At 70.1% G+C, this 14,948-nt stretch carries 9 protein-coding genes and 1 pseudogene; 4 read left to right on the forward strand and 6 right to left on the reverse strand.

Features of this window, described 5'->3' with window-relative positions; translation table 11 throughout:
• Positions 1-145 precede the first annotated feature (145 nt).
• The 4 genes from B9S61_RS13450 to B9S61_RS13465 form a co-directional block, all read right to left on the reverse strand.
• Positions 146-1,762 (reverse strand): glycerol-3-phosphate dehydrogenase/oxidase, encoded by a 1,617-nt coding sequence (locus B9S61_RS13450; RefSeq protein ID WP_103542473.1) that lies wholly within the window; start codon positions 1,760-1,762, stop codon positions 146-148.
• Between the two features lie 8 nt (positions 1,763-1,770).
• The gene (gene glpK / locus B9S61_RS13455) at positions 1,771-3,330 is read right to left on the reverse strand and encodes a glycerol kinase GlpK (protein WP_103542474.1); all 1,560 of its coding nucleotides are present in this window, start codon (positions 3,328-3,330) and stop codon (positions 1,771-1,773) included.
• An 86-nt stretch (positions 3,331-3,416) separates the two neighbouring features.
• Positions 3,417-4,211, reverse strand: a complete 795-nt coding sequence (locus tag B9S61_RS13460) for an MIP/aquaporin family protein (RefSeq protein ID WP_103542475.1) — start codon at positions 4,209-4,211, stop codon at positions 3,417-3,419.
• 333 nt (positions 4,212-4,544) lie between these two features.
• Positions 4,545-5,309 carry an IclR family transcriptional regulator gene (locus B9S61_RS13465; RefSeq protein WP_103542476.1) on the reverse strand — a complete coding sequence of 255 codons (765 nt, stop codon included), beginning with the start codon at positions 5,307-5,309 and terminating at the stop codon, positions 4,545-4,547.
• Positions 5,310-5,604: 295 nt separating this feature from the next.
• Here B9S61_RS13465 and metH point away from each other — a divergent pair, with 295 nt between their 5' ends.
• The 4 genes from metH (at position 5,605) to B9S61_RS13485 (ending at position 12,879) form a co-directional block, all read left to right on the forward strand.
• Complete coding sequence (metH, locus tag B9S61_RS13470) at positions 5,605-9,117, forward strand: methionine synthase (protein WP_103542477.1); 3,513 nt, start codon at positions 5,605-5,607, stop codon at positions 9,115-9,117.
• Positions 9,118-9,268: 151 nt separating this feature from the next.
• Positions 9,269-9,970, forward strand: coding sequence for an HAD family phosphatase (locus tag B9S61_RS13475; RefSeq protein ID WP_103542481.1), 702 nt, complete (start codon positions 9,269-9,271; stop codon positions 9,968-9,970).
• A 444-nt stretch (positions 9,971-10,414) separates the two neighbouring features.
• Positions 10,415-12,022 (forward strand): ABC transporter substrate-binding protein, encoded by a 1,608-nt coding sequence (locus B9S61_RS13480; protein ID WP_103542478.1) that lies wholly within the window; start codon positions 10,415-10,417, stop codon positions 12,020-12,022.
• Between the two features lie 98 nt (positions 12,023-12,120).
• Positions 12,121-12,879 carry an ABC transporter substrate-binding protein gene (locus B9S61_RS13485; RefSeq protein ID WP_374936207.1) on the forward strand — a complete coding sequence of 253 codons (759 nt, stop codon included), beginning with the start codon at positions 12,121-12,123 and terminating at the stop codon, positions 12,877-12,879.
• A 77-nt stretch (positions 12,880-12,956) separates the two neighbouring features.
• Here the strand turns inward: B9S61_RS13485 and B9S61_RS13490 are convergent, their stop codons facing one another.
• Positions 12,957-13,628 carry a response regulator transcription factor gene (locus B9S61_RS13490; RefSeq protein WP_103542479.1) on the reverse strand — a complete coding sequence of 224 codons (672 nt, stop codon included), beginning with the start codon at positions 13,626-13,628 and terminating at the stop codon, positions 12,957-12,959.
• Positions 13,629-13,642: 14 nt separating this feature from the next.
• A pseudogene (locus tag B9S61_RS13495) lies at positions 13,643-14,612 on the reverse strand (RecB family exonuclease).
• Positions 14,613-14,948: the final 336 nt, after the last annotated feature.

Genomic DNA, 14,948 nt, shown 5'->3' on the forward strand with positions numbered 1-14,948 from the left:
GCCGGCTTCGTGCGGGCGGCGCGGGCACCGGTGGCCGCGGGCTCGGGAGAGACGACGCGCGAAAGGGGGCGGCTCCGGCGTTGTGCGCGGAGCCGCCCCCTTTCCCGCTACCGGCGCCCGTGCGGGGGAGCCGGGGGAGCGGCGGTCACTTCTTGTCGAGCAGGTTCTGGACGTCCGCGCGGACCTCGTCCGTGGCCAGGCCCCGGATCGTCAGCGTGGTGCGGCGGCGCAGCACGTCGTCCGCGGTCTCGGCCCACTCGTGGTCCCGGGCCCAGACGACCTGTGCCCAGATCTCCGGGGCGTCCGGGTGGACGCGCCGGCCCAGCGCCGGGTCCTCGTTCGCCAGGCGGGCGATGTCGAAGGCCAGCGAGCCGTAATGGGTGGCCAGGTGCCTGGCGGTGTCCGCCGCCATGCGGGGGCCGGGCGCCGGGCCGTCCACCAGCAGCCGGTGGGCCACCGCGCGGGGGTTGGCCACGCCCGGCAGCGGCAGCTTCTTCGGCAGCGAGGAGATCGGCTCGAGGTCCTCGCCCAGCGGGTGGCCGGGCAGTGCCTGCAGCTTCTGCATCACCGTGCGGCCGATGTGGCGGAACGTGGTCCACTTGCCGCCCGCGACGGACAGCATGCCGCCCCGGCCCTCGGTGACGACCGTCTCCCGCTTGGCCTTGGCCGTGTCCCCGGGACCGCCCGGCAGCACCCGCAGCCCGGCGAAGGCGTAGGTGATCAGGTCACGGTCGAGCTGCTGGTCGCGGATGGAGAACGCGGCCTCGTCCAGTATCTGGGCGGTGTCCTTCTCGGTCACCGCGACATCCGCCGGGTCGCCCTCGAACTCCTCGTCGGTCGTGCCGAGCAGCAGCATGTCCTCCCAGGGGAGGGCGAAAGTGATCCGGTACTTGTCGATCGGAGTGGCGAGCGCCGCCTTCCAGGGGGAGGTCCGCTTCAGGACCAGGTGCGCGCCCTTCGACAGCCGGATGGATGGCGCGGCGCCGGGGTCCTCCATACGCCGCAGGTGGTCGACCCAGGGGCCGGTCGCGTTCAGTACGAGCCGGGCGTCCACGCCGAACTCGTCGCCGGAGAGCCGGTCGCGCAGCTCGGCGCCGGTGACCCGGCCCTTGGTGAACCGCAGGCCCGTCACCTCGGCGTGGTTGAGGACGACCGCGCCGGACTCGGCCGCGGCGCGGACCGTCATCAGCGCCATGCGCGCGTCGTTCATCTGGTCGTCGCCGTACACGGCCACGGCCTTGAGGTTCTCGGTGCGCAGCTCCGGCACGTCCTGCGCGGCCTTGGCCGGGGAGAGCAGGTGGCCGACGCCGTCACCGAACGCGGACAGCGCCGAGTACGCGAAGACGCCGGCCCCGAGCTTCGCCGCGCCGTGCGGCCCGCCCTTGTACACGGGGAGGTAGAACGTGAGCGGGTTCGCCAGGTGGGGGGCCACCTGGCGGGAGACCGCACGGCGCTCGAAGTGGTTCTCCGCCACCAGCTTCACCGCACCGGTCTGCAGGTAGCGCAGACCGCCGTGGAGCAGCTTGGAGGAGGCGGAGGAGGTGGCGCCCGCGAAGTCGCCGGCGTCCACCAGAGCCACCCTGAGGCCGGACTGCGCGGCGTGCCAGGCGGTGGAGATGCCCAGGATGCCGCCGCCGATCACGAGAAGGTCGTACGACGCCTTGGAGAGCTGCTCCCGGGTCTCGGCGCGGCTCGGGTTGGAGCCGGACGCCGGGTGCGTCCCCAGGGCAGGCACGGACTGCAGGGTGGACTGGCTGGTCATGGTGGTTCCTACTCCTCGTCCTCGAGCCAGCCCAGGGTCCGCTCGACGGCCTTGAGCCAGCTCTTGTACTCACGGTCGCGGATTTCCGCGTCCATGCGGGGGGTCCACTCGGCGGCCCGCCGCCAGTTGGCGCGCAGGTCGTCGGTGCTGTTCCAGAAGCCGACGGCGAGGCCGGCGGCGTAGGCGGCGCCGAGGCAGGTGGTCTCGGCGACCATCGGACGCACCACGGGGGCGTCCACGAAGTCGGCGAGCGTCTGCATCAGCAGGTTGTTGGAGGTCATGCCGCCGTCGACCTTGAGGGCGGTGAGCTCCACCCCGGAGTCCTTCGTCATGGCGTCCGCGATCTCCCGCGTCTGCCAGGCGGTGGCCTCCAGGACGGCGCGGGCGAGGTGCGCCTTGGTGACGTACCGGGTCAGTCCGGCGATCACACCGCGGGCGTCGGAGCGCCAGTACGGGGCGAACAGACCGGAGAAGGCCGGCACGAAGTAGGCGCCGCCGTTGTCCTCGACGGAGAGCGCGAGGGTCTCGATCTCGGCGGCGGTGGAGATCAGGCCCATCTGGTCGCGCATCCACTGCACCAGCGAGCCGGTGACGGCGATCGAGCCCTCCAGGGCGTAGACCGTGTCCTGGTCGCCGATCTTGTAGCCGACCGTGGTCAGCAGACCGCTGTAGGAGTTGATGATCTTGTCGCCGGTGTTCATCACCATGAAGGTGCCGGTGCCGTACGTCGACTTGGTCTCGCCCTCGGCGAAGCAGGTCTGGCCGAACAGGGCCGCCTGCTGGTCACCGAGCGCGGAGGCGACCGGGATGCCGCCGAGCAGGTCGCCCAGCTTGCCGCCGGTGATCTCGCCGTAGACCTCGGCGGAGGAGCGGATCTCCGGCAGTATGGTCAGCGGGACGCCGATGGACTCGGCGATCTTCTCGTCCCACTGCATGGTGTGCAGGTTCATCAGCATGGTGCGGGACGCGTTGGTGACGTCGGTGACGTGGTGGCCGCCGTCCGCGCCTCCGGTCAGGTTCCAGATGACCCAGGTGTCCATGGTGCCGAAGAGGATGTCGCCCGCCTCGGCGCGCTCCTTCAGACCGTCGACGTTGTCGAGCAGCCAGCGGGCCTTGGGGCCGGCGAAGTAGGAGGCGAGGGGAAGGCCCGTCTCGCGGCGGAAGCGGTCCTGGCCGACGTTGCGGCCGAGCTCGCGGCAGAGGGCGTCGGTGCGGGTGTCCTGCCAGACGATGGCGTTGTGGACGGGCTCACCGGTGTTCCTGTCCCACAGCACGGTGGTCTCGCGCTGGTTGGTGATGCCGATGGCCTTGATGTCGTCGCGGGTGATGCCGGCCTTCTCGATGGCACCGGCGACGACTTCCTGGACATTGGTCCAGATCTCGGTGGCGTCGTGCTCGACCCAGCCCGGCTTGGGGAAGATCTGCTCGTGCTCCTTCTGGTCGACGGAGACGATGCGCCCGTCGCGGTCGAAGACGATGCAGCGGGAGGAGGTGGTGCCCTGGTCGATGGCGGCGATGAACGGCCCGTGGCCGTGAGAGGCGATGCCGGCGGTGTGGGCGTCGGTCACTGTGTGCTCCTGGGGGGAGTTCCTGGGTTACGGGGCTGTGTGTACGGCGCTACTACAAGATTCGCGCTTCGCGGCGATTCGGTCACCTATGCGAAGGCAAGGTTGTAGATACCGGCCGCGAGGGCACCGCCGATCAGCGGGCCGACCACCGGGATCCAGGAGTAGGACCAGTCGGAGCCGCCCTTGTTGGGCAGCGGCAGCAGCGCGTGCACGATGCGCGGACCGAGGTCACGGGCCGGGTTGATGGCGTAACCGGTCGGGCCGCCCAGCGAGAGGCCGATCGAGACGACGACGAGCGCCGTGATCAGACCGCCCAGCACACCGAGGCCGTTCCCGGCGTCGTTCAGGCCCTGGGTGAGGATGGCGAGCAGCAGTACGAACGTGCCGACGATCTCCGTGGCGAGGTTCTGCACCGAGTGCCGGATCTCGGGGCCGGTGGAGAAGATGCCGAGCACGGGGCCCGCGCCCTTCTCCTGCGCCTCGACCGACTTGGCGGCGGTGGCCTGAGCACCCGGACCGCCGACGATCTCGCGGTCGGTGAGGTGGGCCTGGAACTGACCGTAGTAGGCGATCCAGACCAGCGTCGCACCGATCATCGCGCCGAGGAGTTCTCCGGCGAAGTAGACCGGAACGTTGCCCCACTCGCCGTCCTTGATGGCGAGTGCCACGGTCACGGCCGGGTTGAGGTGGGCCCCGGAGAGGGGCCCCGCTATGTACACCGCCGTCATGACGGCGAAGCCCCAGCCGAAGGCGATGGCGAGCCAGCCGGCGTTACGGGCCTTGGAGGCCTTGAGCGTCACGGCGGCACAGACGCCGCCGCCGAGCAGGATGAGTATGGCGGTACCGATGGTCTCGCCGATGAAGATGTCGGAGCTGGACACCCGCGACTCCTTTGTCCTTCGTCCAGGGAGCCGACCCCCGGGTCCCACCGGGGATTGGCGCCCTCAGGGGTGAGAGCGATGCCGGCCCTTGGCGTTGTCACACCCTAACGCGTATTGCCGGTTAGTGTTCGACAATGCCGACCGATGGACGGGAGTCTTGCCCGGCGTCCGGGTGGCGTCAAGAGTTTGGTTGCCGGAAGCGCGATCGTTATTGATTGCCCCGGGTTGTCGATCTTCGCGGCGTTTCCGCAGCCGGGCGCCGGGCTGCGGTGCCCCGGGACATGCCGGTGACCGGAACGCCGTGCGGCATCCCGGTTCTCGTCCTCGTGCCGCTCAGAACCGCCCGGCGCCCAGATCCCGCGACACCGCGCGGGCGCAGTCCCGTACCGCCGCGATCAGCTCGGGCCGCAGCTCGCCGTCCCGGCGCAGCCGCTCCACCGCCCCCGCGATGCCCACCGCGCCCACCGGCATGCGGCGCCGGTCGTGGATGGGGGCGGCGAGGGAGGCGACGCCTTCCCAGGTCTCCTCCACGTCCGCCGCGTACCCGCGCGCGCGGGTGAGGTCGAGGATGTGCTCGAAGGCGCCGAGATCGCACACGGTGCGGTCGGTGAAGGCCTTGCGGTCGGCCTCCAGGGCCTCGCTGTGCGCCACCGGGTCGTAGGCCGACAGGACCTTGCCCAGGGCCGTGGAGTGCAGCGGCTGCATGGCGCCGATCTCCAGGACCTGCCGGCTGTCGTCGGGCCGGAAGACGTGGTGCACGATCAGCACGCCCTGCTGGTGCAGCACCCCCAGGTAGACGCTCTCACCGCTGGAACGGGCCAGGTCGTCCGTCCACACCAGGGCGCGCGCCCGCAGCTCGTGCACATCGAGATAGGTGGTGCCCAGGCGCAGCAGCTCGGCGCCCAGCTGGTAGCGCCCGGAGGCGTCGTCCTGTTCGACGAAGCCCTCGTGCTGGAGGGTGCGCAGGATGCCGTGGGCGGTGCCTTTGGCGAGGCCCAGCGACGAGGCGATGTCCGACAGGCCGAGCCGCCGCTCGCCGCCCGCGAGCAGCCGCAGCATCGCCGCCGCCCGCTCGAGCGACTGGATGTTCCGTGCCATCGCCGTACTGCCTCCGTCCCCTTCGATCGCCGCCCGCGACGTCGCTGCCGCCGTTCGGCAATGTCGAACACTACCGGTCCATGCCGACCTCCCGCCAACGGTCGGCGGGGATCCGTTCCGCAACTCCTCTTCCAGGCGCCGTGTCCCGGCCATCATCGTCCGCCCCGTGGACGCGCTGAACATCAGGGCGTGCTCCCGGATACCCTGACGGCGTGCGCCCTGCCGGGAAGCGCGGACAGAAGCCTCCCGGACAGCCGCAAAGCCGACAGCCGTCGCACCTGAGGGAGCCCCTTTCATGGCCTCGTTGCCGCTGACCCCTTCCGCCGACAGCCGGACCCGTGCGTCCGCTCTCCGTGAGGCACTCGCCACCCGCGTGGTGGTCGCCGACGGAGCGATGGGCACCATGCTCCAGGCCCAGGACCCCACCCTCGAGGACTTCCAGAACCTCGAGGGCTGCAACGAGATCCTGAACCTGACCCGTCCGGACATCGTCCGTTCGGTCCATTCCGAGTACTTCGCCGCGGGAGTGGACTGCGTCGAGACCAACACCTTCGGCGCCAACCTGACCGCCCTGGGCGAGTACGACATCGCCGAACAGGTCACCGAGCTGTCCGAGGCGGGTGCCCGGATCGCCCGCGAGTCGGCGGACGAGTTCGCCGCGCGGGACGGCCGGCCGCGCTGGGTCCTGGGTTCGATGGGACCGGGCACCAAGCTGCCCACCCTCGGCCACACCACGTTCGCCGCCATCCGCGACGCCTACCAGCAGAACGCCGAAGGGCTGCTCGCGGGCGGCGCGGACGCGCTGCTGGTGGAGACGACCCAGGACCTGCTGCAGACCAAGGCCTCCGTCGTCGCCGCCCGCCGCGCGATGGAGACCGCCGGATTCGAGGTCCCCCTGATCGTCTCGGTCACGGTGGAGACGACGGGCACCATGCTGCTCGGCTCGGAGATCGGCGCCGCGCTGACCGCGCTGGAGCCGCTGGGCGTCGACATGATCGGCCTGAACTGTGCGACCGGTCCCGCCGAGATGAGCGAGCACCTGCGCTACCTGGCCCGCCACTCCCGGGTCGCGCTGTCCTGCATGCCGAACGCGGGTCTGCCCGAGCTGACCAAGGACGGCGCGCGCTACCCGCTGTCCCCGGGAGAGCTGGCCGACGCCCAGGAGAACTTCGTACGCGACTACGGCCTGTCCCTGGTGGGCGGCTGCTGCGGTACGACGCCCGAACATCTGCGGCAGCTTGTCGAACGGGTGCGCGATCTGGAGCCGCGGGAGCGCGACCCGCGCCCGGAGCCGGGCGCCGCCTCCCTCTACCAGACCGTCCCCTTCCGCCAGGACACCGCGTACCTGGCGATCGGCGAGCGGACGAACGCCAACGGGTCGAAGAAGTTCCGGGACGCGATGCTGGAGGGCCGCTGGGACAACTGCGTGGAGCTGGCCCGCGAGCAGATCCGCGAGGGCGCGCACATGCTCGACCTGTGTGTCGACTACGTCGGACGGGACGGCGTGGCCGACATGGAGGAGCTGGCGGGGCGGTTCGCGACCGCCTCCACGCTGCCGATCGTGCTGGACTCCACCGAGGTGGACGTCATCCGGGCGGGGCTGGAGAAGCTCGGCGGCCGCGCGGTGATCAACTCGGTGAACTACGAGGACGGCGACGGGCCGGAATCGCGCTTCGCGCGGGTCACCCAGCTGGCCAGGGAGCACGGGGCCGCGCTGATCGCGCTGACCATCGACGAGGTGGGACAGGCCCGTACGGCGGAGAAGAAGGTGGAGATCGCCGAACGGCTGATCGACGACCTGACCGGGAACTGGGGCATCCGTGAGGAGGACATCCTCATCGACTGCCTGACGTTCACCATCTGCACCGGTCAGGAGGAGTCCAGAAAGGACGGTCTCGCGACCATCGAGGGCATCCGCCTGCTGAAGGAGCGCCACCCCGAGGTGCAGACGACCCTCGGCCTGTCGAACATCTCCTTCGGCCTGAACCCGGCCGCCCGGATCCTGCTGAACTCCGTCTTCCTCGACGAGTGCGTCAAGGCCGGACTGGACTCCGCGATCGTGCACGCCTCGAAGATCCTGCCGATCGCGCGGTTCGGCGAGGAGGAGGTCACCACGGCCCTGGACCTCATCCACGACCGGCGCCGTGAGGGCTACGACCCGCTGCAGAAGCTCATGCAGCTGTTCGAGGGCGCCACCGCCAAGTCGCTGAAGGCGGGCAAGGCCGAGGAACTGGCCGCGCTGCCGCTGGAGGAGCGCCTCAAGCGCCGCATCATCGACGGGGAGCGCAACGGCCTGGAGGCCGACCTGGACGAGGCCCTCACCGGGCGCCCGGCGCTCCAGATCGTCAACGACACGCTGCTGGACGGCATGAAGGTGGTGGGCGAGCTGTTCGGCTCCGGCCAGATGCAGCTGCCGTTCGTCCTCCAGTCCGCCGAGGTGATGAAGACCGCGGTGGCGCATCTGGAGCCGCACATGGAGAAGACCGACGAGGCCGGCAAGGGCACCATCGTGCTGGCCACCGTCCGCGGCGATGTGCACGACATCGGCAAGAACCTCGTCGACATCATCCTGTCGAACAACGGCTACAACGTGGTCAACCTGGGCATCAAGCAGCCCGTCTCCGCGATCCTGGACGCCGCCGACCAGCACAAGGCGGACGTCATCGGCATGTCCGGCCTGCTGGTCAAGTCGACCGTGATCATGAAGGAGAACCTCGAGGAGCTGAACCAGCGCGGGCTCGCGGCCGACTACCCCGTCATCCTCGGCGGCGCCGCGCTGACCCGCGCCTATGTCGAACAGGACCTCCACGAGATCTACAGCGGCGAGGTCCGCTACGCCCGCGACGCCTTCGAGGGCCTGCGCCTGATGGACGCCCTCATCGGCATCAAGCGCGGTGTCCCCGGCGCCCAGCTGCCCGAACTCAGGCAGCGCCGGGTCCGCGCGGCCACCGTGGAGATCGAGGAGCGCCCCGAGGAGGGGCACGTCCGCTCGGACGTGGCCACCGACAACCCGATCCCCGACCCGCCCTTCCGGGGCACCCGGGTGATCAAGGGCATCCAGCTCAAGGAGTACGCGAGCTGGCTCGACGAGGGCGCCCTGTTCAAGGGCCAGTGGGGCCTGAAGCAGGCCCGTACCGGCACGGGACCGACGTACGAGGAACTCGTCGAGACCGAGGGCCGGCCGCGGCTGCGCGGGCTGCTGGACCGGCTCCAGACGGACAACCTGCTGGAGGCGGCCGTGGTCTACGGCTACTTCCCGTGCGTCTCCAAGGACGACGACCTGATCGTCCTGGACGAGCAGGGCAACGAGCGCACCCGCTTCACCTTCCCCCGCCAGCGCCGCGGCCGCCGGCTCTGCCTGGCGGACTTCTTCCGCCCGGAGGAGTCCGGCGAGACCGATGTCGTGGGCTTCCAGGTGGTCACCGTCGGCTCCCGCATCGGCGCCGAGACCGCGCGGATGTTCGAGGCCAACGCCTACCGCGACTACCTGGAACTGCACGGACTGTCCGTGCAGCTGGCCGAGGCCCTCGCCGAGTACTGGCACGCCCGGGTGCGCTCCGAACTCGGCTTCGCCGGCGAGGACCCGGCCGCGATGGAGGACATGTTCGCCCTGAAGTACCGGGGCGCCCGCTTCTCCCTCGGCTACGGCGCCTGCCCGGACCTGGAGGACCGCGCGAAGATCGCCGCCCTGCTGGAGCCGGAGCGCATCGGCGTCGAGCTCTCCGAGGAGTTCCAGCTGCACCCCGAGCAGTCCACGGACGCCATCGTGATCCACCACCCGGAGGCCAAGTACTTCAACGCCCGCTGAGGCCCCCGCGCGGGCGGCCCCCGCCCGTCCGCGGACCGTCGCACGCGTCACATCAGGCGTCGCGGCTCCGCACGACGTACACTTGTCGGTCCACCGCAGGCCGGTTCCCCTCATGGGAACCGGCCTGAACGTCCCTCAAGGAGGTATGTGGATGACCGGTACGGTCCCCGCACTCGGAACTCTTGACGCCGAAGGCTCGGCCCTCCAGGCCGTGCTCCTCGACATGGACGGCACCCTGGTGGACACCGAGGGCTTCTGGTGGGACGTCGAGAAGGACGTCTTCGCCTCCCTCGGCCACACCCTCGACGACGCCTGGCGCCATGTGGTGGTCGGCGGCCCCATGACCCGCAGCGCGGGGTTCCTCATCGAGGCGACCGGGGCCGACATCGGCCTCGCCGAACTGACGGTGCTGCTCAACGACGGCTTCGAGGACCGTATCGACCGTGCCCTGCCGCTGATGCCGGGCGCCGCGCGGCTGCTCGCCGAACTGTCCGAGTACGAGACTCCCACGGCGCTCGTCTCCGCCTCCCACCGGCGGATCATCGACCGGGTGCTGACCATCCTGGGCCCGCACCACTTCGCGCTGTCGGTCGCGGGTGACGAGGTGTCGCGCACCAAGCCGCACCCCGACCCGTATCTCGCGGCGGCGACCGGACTCGGCGTGGATCCCCTGCGGTGCGCCGTCGTGGAGGACACCGTGACCGGTGTGACCGCCGCCGAGGCGGCGGGCTGCCACGTCGTCGCGGTGCCCTCGGTGGGTCCGATCACGGCGGCGGCCCGGCGGACGGTCGTCCCCTCACTGGAAGTCGTGAACCTGACATTCCTGCGCGGCCTGATGACGCACATGCACTAGGTGTTCACTTAGCGTGCGGCGGCCCGGGAAACGGAATTCACGCCGTCGGTACCCCGTGAGAGTGGCTGTTGCCCCGAAAGAATTCGCTCCGGTTGCCGACGGCCGAATTCCGGCTCCGTCCGGCCCTTTTCACGTGTGAGGTTCACCACATGGCAGGGCCTCGACAACGATGTCCGAGTGTGCCGTCCGCCCGATTTCGGGCGTCACGGGTGCGCCCTTGTGTCCCGATTGGTGGGAAGCTGCACTAATCCTTCCCCGGGTACCTTCGCCGATCCGTTCACACCCGGTTTCACTGCGTGATGAGCCGCCAACTCCGGCTGTCGCGAACCTCCCTGCGGGCGCGGACTAATGTCGACGCGAGAACCTCGCCCCCATCCTTGTGATCCGCCGCAACAACCCTGCATGGCGGATACACGGAGTCGACAGTCCTGGAGAAACTCGAGCATGAACCGCAAGACTTTGGTGCTGGCGGCCGCGATGGGCCTGCTCGCGCCGGTGCTCGCCGCCTGTGGCGACACCGACGGCGGGAGCGGCGACGGCGATGCGATCGTCGTGGGCACCACGGACCGGTTCACCGCATCCAAGGAGGAGGGCCCCGCGCCCCTCGACCCGGCCTGGGCCTACGACGTCGGCACCTGGAACATCCTGCGGCAGACCGTGCAGACCCTGATGGTGCAGCCCCGGGGCGACGGCGAGCCGGTTCCCGAGGCAGCCGAGACGTGCGGGTTCACCGATGCCGGCAACGAGCGCTACAGCTGCACCCTGCGTGACGGTCTGACGTTTTCGAACGGCGACGAGATCACCGCGGAGGACGTGAAGTTCTCCATCGAGCGCGCCCTCTCCCTCGAAGGTGACAGCGGTGTCTTCGCGCTGCTGTCCACCATCGACACCGTCGAGACGCAGGGCGACCACGAGGTGATCTTCCATCTCAACAGCGCCGACGCCACCTTCCCGTACAAGCTGTCCACCCCGGTCGCGGGCATCGTCAACTCGGACGACTACGACAAGGGCAAGCTGCGCGAGGGCTTCGTCGTCGACGGCTCCGGCCCGTACACCTTCGACAGCACGGTCGAGGACGGCGTGCTGGTCCGGGCCACCTTCACCAAGAACAGCAGCTACAAGGGCGCGCTGGAGGTGAACAACGACAAGGTCGAGATGGTCTCCTTCGACGACTCGGACGCCATGGGCGAGGCGCTGGAGAAGGGTGAGATCGACCTGATGAACCGCAGCATGTCGCCGGAGCAGATCCAGAAGCTCAGCACCGCCACCGACGGGGACATCGAGGTCATCGAGTCGCCCGGCCTGGAGATCCGCTACCTGGCCTTCAACACCGAAGCCGAGTCCGTGGAGGACAAGGCCGTCCGCCAGGCGATGGCCCAGATCATCAACCGCGGCGAACTGGTCGGCAAGGTGTACGGCTCCCAGGCCCAGCCGCTGTTCTCGCTCGTCCCCGCGGGTGTCACCGGCCACTCCAACGCGTTCTTCAACAAGTACGGCGAGCCGAGCGTCGCCAAGGCCCGCAAGCTGCTGCAGGAGGCCGGGGTGGAGACCCCGGTGAAGCTGACCCTGCACTACACGACCGACCACTACGGTCCCGCCACCAAGGGCGAGTTCGAGCAGCTGAGTGAGCAGCTCAACGACAGCGGCCTGTTCGAGACCGACATCAAGGGCGAGACCTGGAACAAGTTCCGCCCGGCCGGCCAGAAGGGCAAGTACGACGTCTACGGCATGGGCTGGTTCCCCGACTACCCGGACGCCGACGCCTTCACGGCCCCCTTCCTGGACAAGGACAACTTCCTCAACTCGCCGTACGCCAACACCGAGATCATCAAGAACCTGATCCCGGAGTCGCGCCGCCAGGCCGACCGGCTCTCCGCCTCCGACAGCCTGACGGAGATCCAGGACATCGTCGCCGCCGATGTTCCGGTGCTGCCCCTGTGGCAGGGCAAGCAGTACGTCGCCACGCGCGACACCATCACCGGCACCGCGTACGCCCTCAACTCGTCCTCCACGCTCCAGCTCTGGGAGCTCGGACGCGGCGTCAGCGGCTGACGGCCCGTACCGGCCCCGACCGGTGGCGCGGTCCGGGCAGAGAACGACAAGGCGAAACAAGTGAACCTGCGCAACCCCAGTGGCCAGTCCTGCCGATCGTGGCGGGGCTGGCCTCCGGCCTGTTGACCGGCTGTGGCACCGAGAACGGCGGCAACGGAGCCGGCGGCTCCGGCATCGTGGTGGGAGTGCCCGACGACGTCCTCGCCACCGACCCCGCCTCGGGCTACGACCCCGGCTCCTGGCTGTTGTTCAACAACGCCTTCCAGTCGCTGCTCAGTTTCCCCGAGGGAGCCACCGAGCCGCAGCCGGACGCCGCCGAGAGCTGCGGATTCACCTCGGCGCCGGCGGAGGAGGGCATCAGCGGCAAGGTGGAGGTGACCCCGTGGTCCACGCCGTCCCGCTACGGCCCGGCAACCGACCAGGAACTGAAGGCGATCGCCGGCCGGCTCAACGCCAGCGGACTCTTCGACGCCGACGTCAGGTCCGTCCCCTTCGCCCGGTACGAGAAGGACATCGCGGCCGGCAGGTACGGCGCCTACGTCAAGGGCTGGGTGCCCGACTACCCGGACGCCGGCAACTTCACCGGCCCCTTCTTCGGCGAGGGCAACGTGCTGGACAACGACTACGGCAACAGCACCATCACCGGAACACTGCTCCCGCGCACGGCCGCCGAGAGCGACCGCGCCGCCACCGACAGGGAGTTCGGCCGGATCCAGGACATCGTCGCCGAGGACGTCCCCGTCCTCCCGGTGTGGCAGGCCAAGCAGTACGCGGTCGTCCAGGACGGTGTGTACGGCCTGGAGTACTGCCTCGACGCCTCGACCGTGTTCCGGTTCTGGGAGCTGCGCAAGGCCTGACGCCCCGCCGGTACGGAGGAGGGCGCCCTCCTCCGTACCGGGAAGGGCGCCCTCCTCCGTACCACGGCGGGAGCGCGCTACTGCGCGCCGGGACGCACCAGGCCGCTCTCGTAGGCGTACACCGCCGCCTGCACCCGGTCCCGCAGACCCAGCTTGTTCAGCACGTGCCCGACATGGGTCTTGACGGTGGTCTCACTGACGAACAGATCGGCGGCGATCTCCGCGTTCGACAGCCCGCGGGCCACCAGTTTCAGCACCTCGACCTCACGGTCGGTCAGCGTGTGCAGCGTGTCCGGCACCGGCTCGTCACCGGACGGCAGATGCGTGGCGTACTTGTCCAGCAGCCGCCGCGTGATGCTCGGCGCGAGCATCGCCTCTCCGGCGGCCACCACGCGGATCGCCTGCACCAGTTCATTGGCGGGGGCGTCCTTCAGCAGGAAGCCGCTGGCCCCCGCCTTCAGGGCCTCCACCACGTATTCGTCGAGATCGAACGTCGTCAGCACCAGCACCTTCGCCGGCCCGTTCCGTTCCGGCCCGGTGATCTGCCGGGTCGCCTCCACCCCGTCCATCCGCGGCATACGGATGTCCATCAACACCACATCGGGCTGCAGCGCCCGCACCTGGTCCAGGGCCTGGAGGCCGTCTCCGGCCTCGCCGACGACCGCGAGGTCCTGCTCGGCCTCCAGAATCATCCGGAACCCGGTACGCAGCAGCGGCTGGTCGTCGACCAGTAGGACGCGGATGGCCACGTAAGTCTCCTTCGCTAGTCCGGTCCCATTCTGCCCTGATGGCCCCCGCCGGACTCAGCCGCCCTCACCGGGTGTCGGTACGGCCCTCACCGGGAGGGGATACGGCGGGGGAGTGCCGCCGAACTCCGGGCAATGCGCCTGGTGGTCGCACCAGCCGCACAGCTTCGTCGGACGCGGACGCCAGTCACCCGTCTCGGTCGCCAGCCGGATCGCCTCCCACAGCGCGAGCAGTTTGCGCTCGACCCGCTCCAGATCGGCCAGGACCGGGTCGTAGGTCAGCACGTCACCGCTGCCCAGGTACACGAGCTGGAGCCGCCGCGGGATCACCCGCTTCAGCCGCCACACCACCAGCGCGTAGAACTTCATCTGGAACAGCGCCCCCTCCGCGTACTCCGGGCGAGGGGCCTTGCCGGTCTTGTAGTCGACGATCCGCACCTCGCCGGTGGGCGCCACGTCCACCCGGTCGATGATCCCGCGCAGCCGCAGCCCGGACTCCAGCTCCGCCTCGACGAACAGCTCCCGCTCGGCGGGCTCCAGGCGGCTCGGATCCTCCAGCCCGAACCAGCGCTCGACCAGTGCCTCCGCCTGCGCCAGCCAGCGTGCGAGCCGCTCGCCCTCCGGATCGTCGGCGAACAGTTCCACGACCTCCGGACGCGACTCGCGCAACCGGTCCCACTGGCCCGGCACCAGCGCCTTCGCCCGCGGCGCGGTGCGCTCGGCCGCCGGGGCGTCGAAGAGCCGCTCCAGCACCGCGTGCACCAGCGTCCCCCTGGTCGCCGCCTCGCTCGGCTTCTCCGGCAGCCGGTCGATCACCCGGAACCGGTACAGCAGCGGACACTGCATGAAGTCACTCGCACGCGAGGGGGACAGCGACGCGGGCGGCACGGCGCGTGCCCCGGGCACCACGACGGGGTCGTCCCCCGCCGCCTCCGCCGTGACCGGGCTGCTGTCGGGCCGCGCCGCGCCCTCGGTGCTCGTCTCCATGCCCACAGACCTTACGGCCCGCCACCGACAATGCGGCGTGACCAAAGGGAGAGAAGGGGAAGGAGGGGGTGGAGACAGGGGTGCCGGGGCGGAACGAACGGCGATCGCCGCATACCATCGACGAGAGACCTCCCGTCCGGCAGGCGCGGGATACGCAGCGAACGAGGGGACACCGGTGGATGTAAGCGGCGGGCGCGGGCAGCCGCGGCCCGGCAACGACGAGTCGGCCGAACACACCGGGCCCGAGGCCCCGGCCGCCGACGACGCCGTCCACGAGTCCGGTGAACGCCCGGCGCCCTCCGCCGGCGCCCGTCCCGACGACCCCTCGTCACCCCC

This window comes from Streptomyces sp. SM1 (assembly GCF_002910825.1).
In the GTDB taxonomy this organism is placed as follows: Bacteria; Actinomycetota; Actinomycetes; order Streptomycetales; family Streptomycetaceae; genus Streptomyces; species Streptomyces okerensis.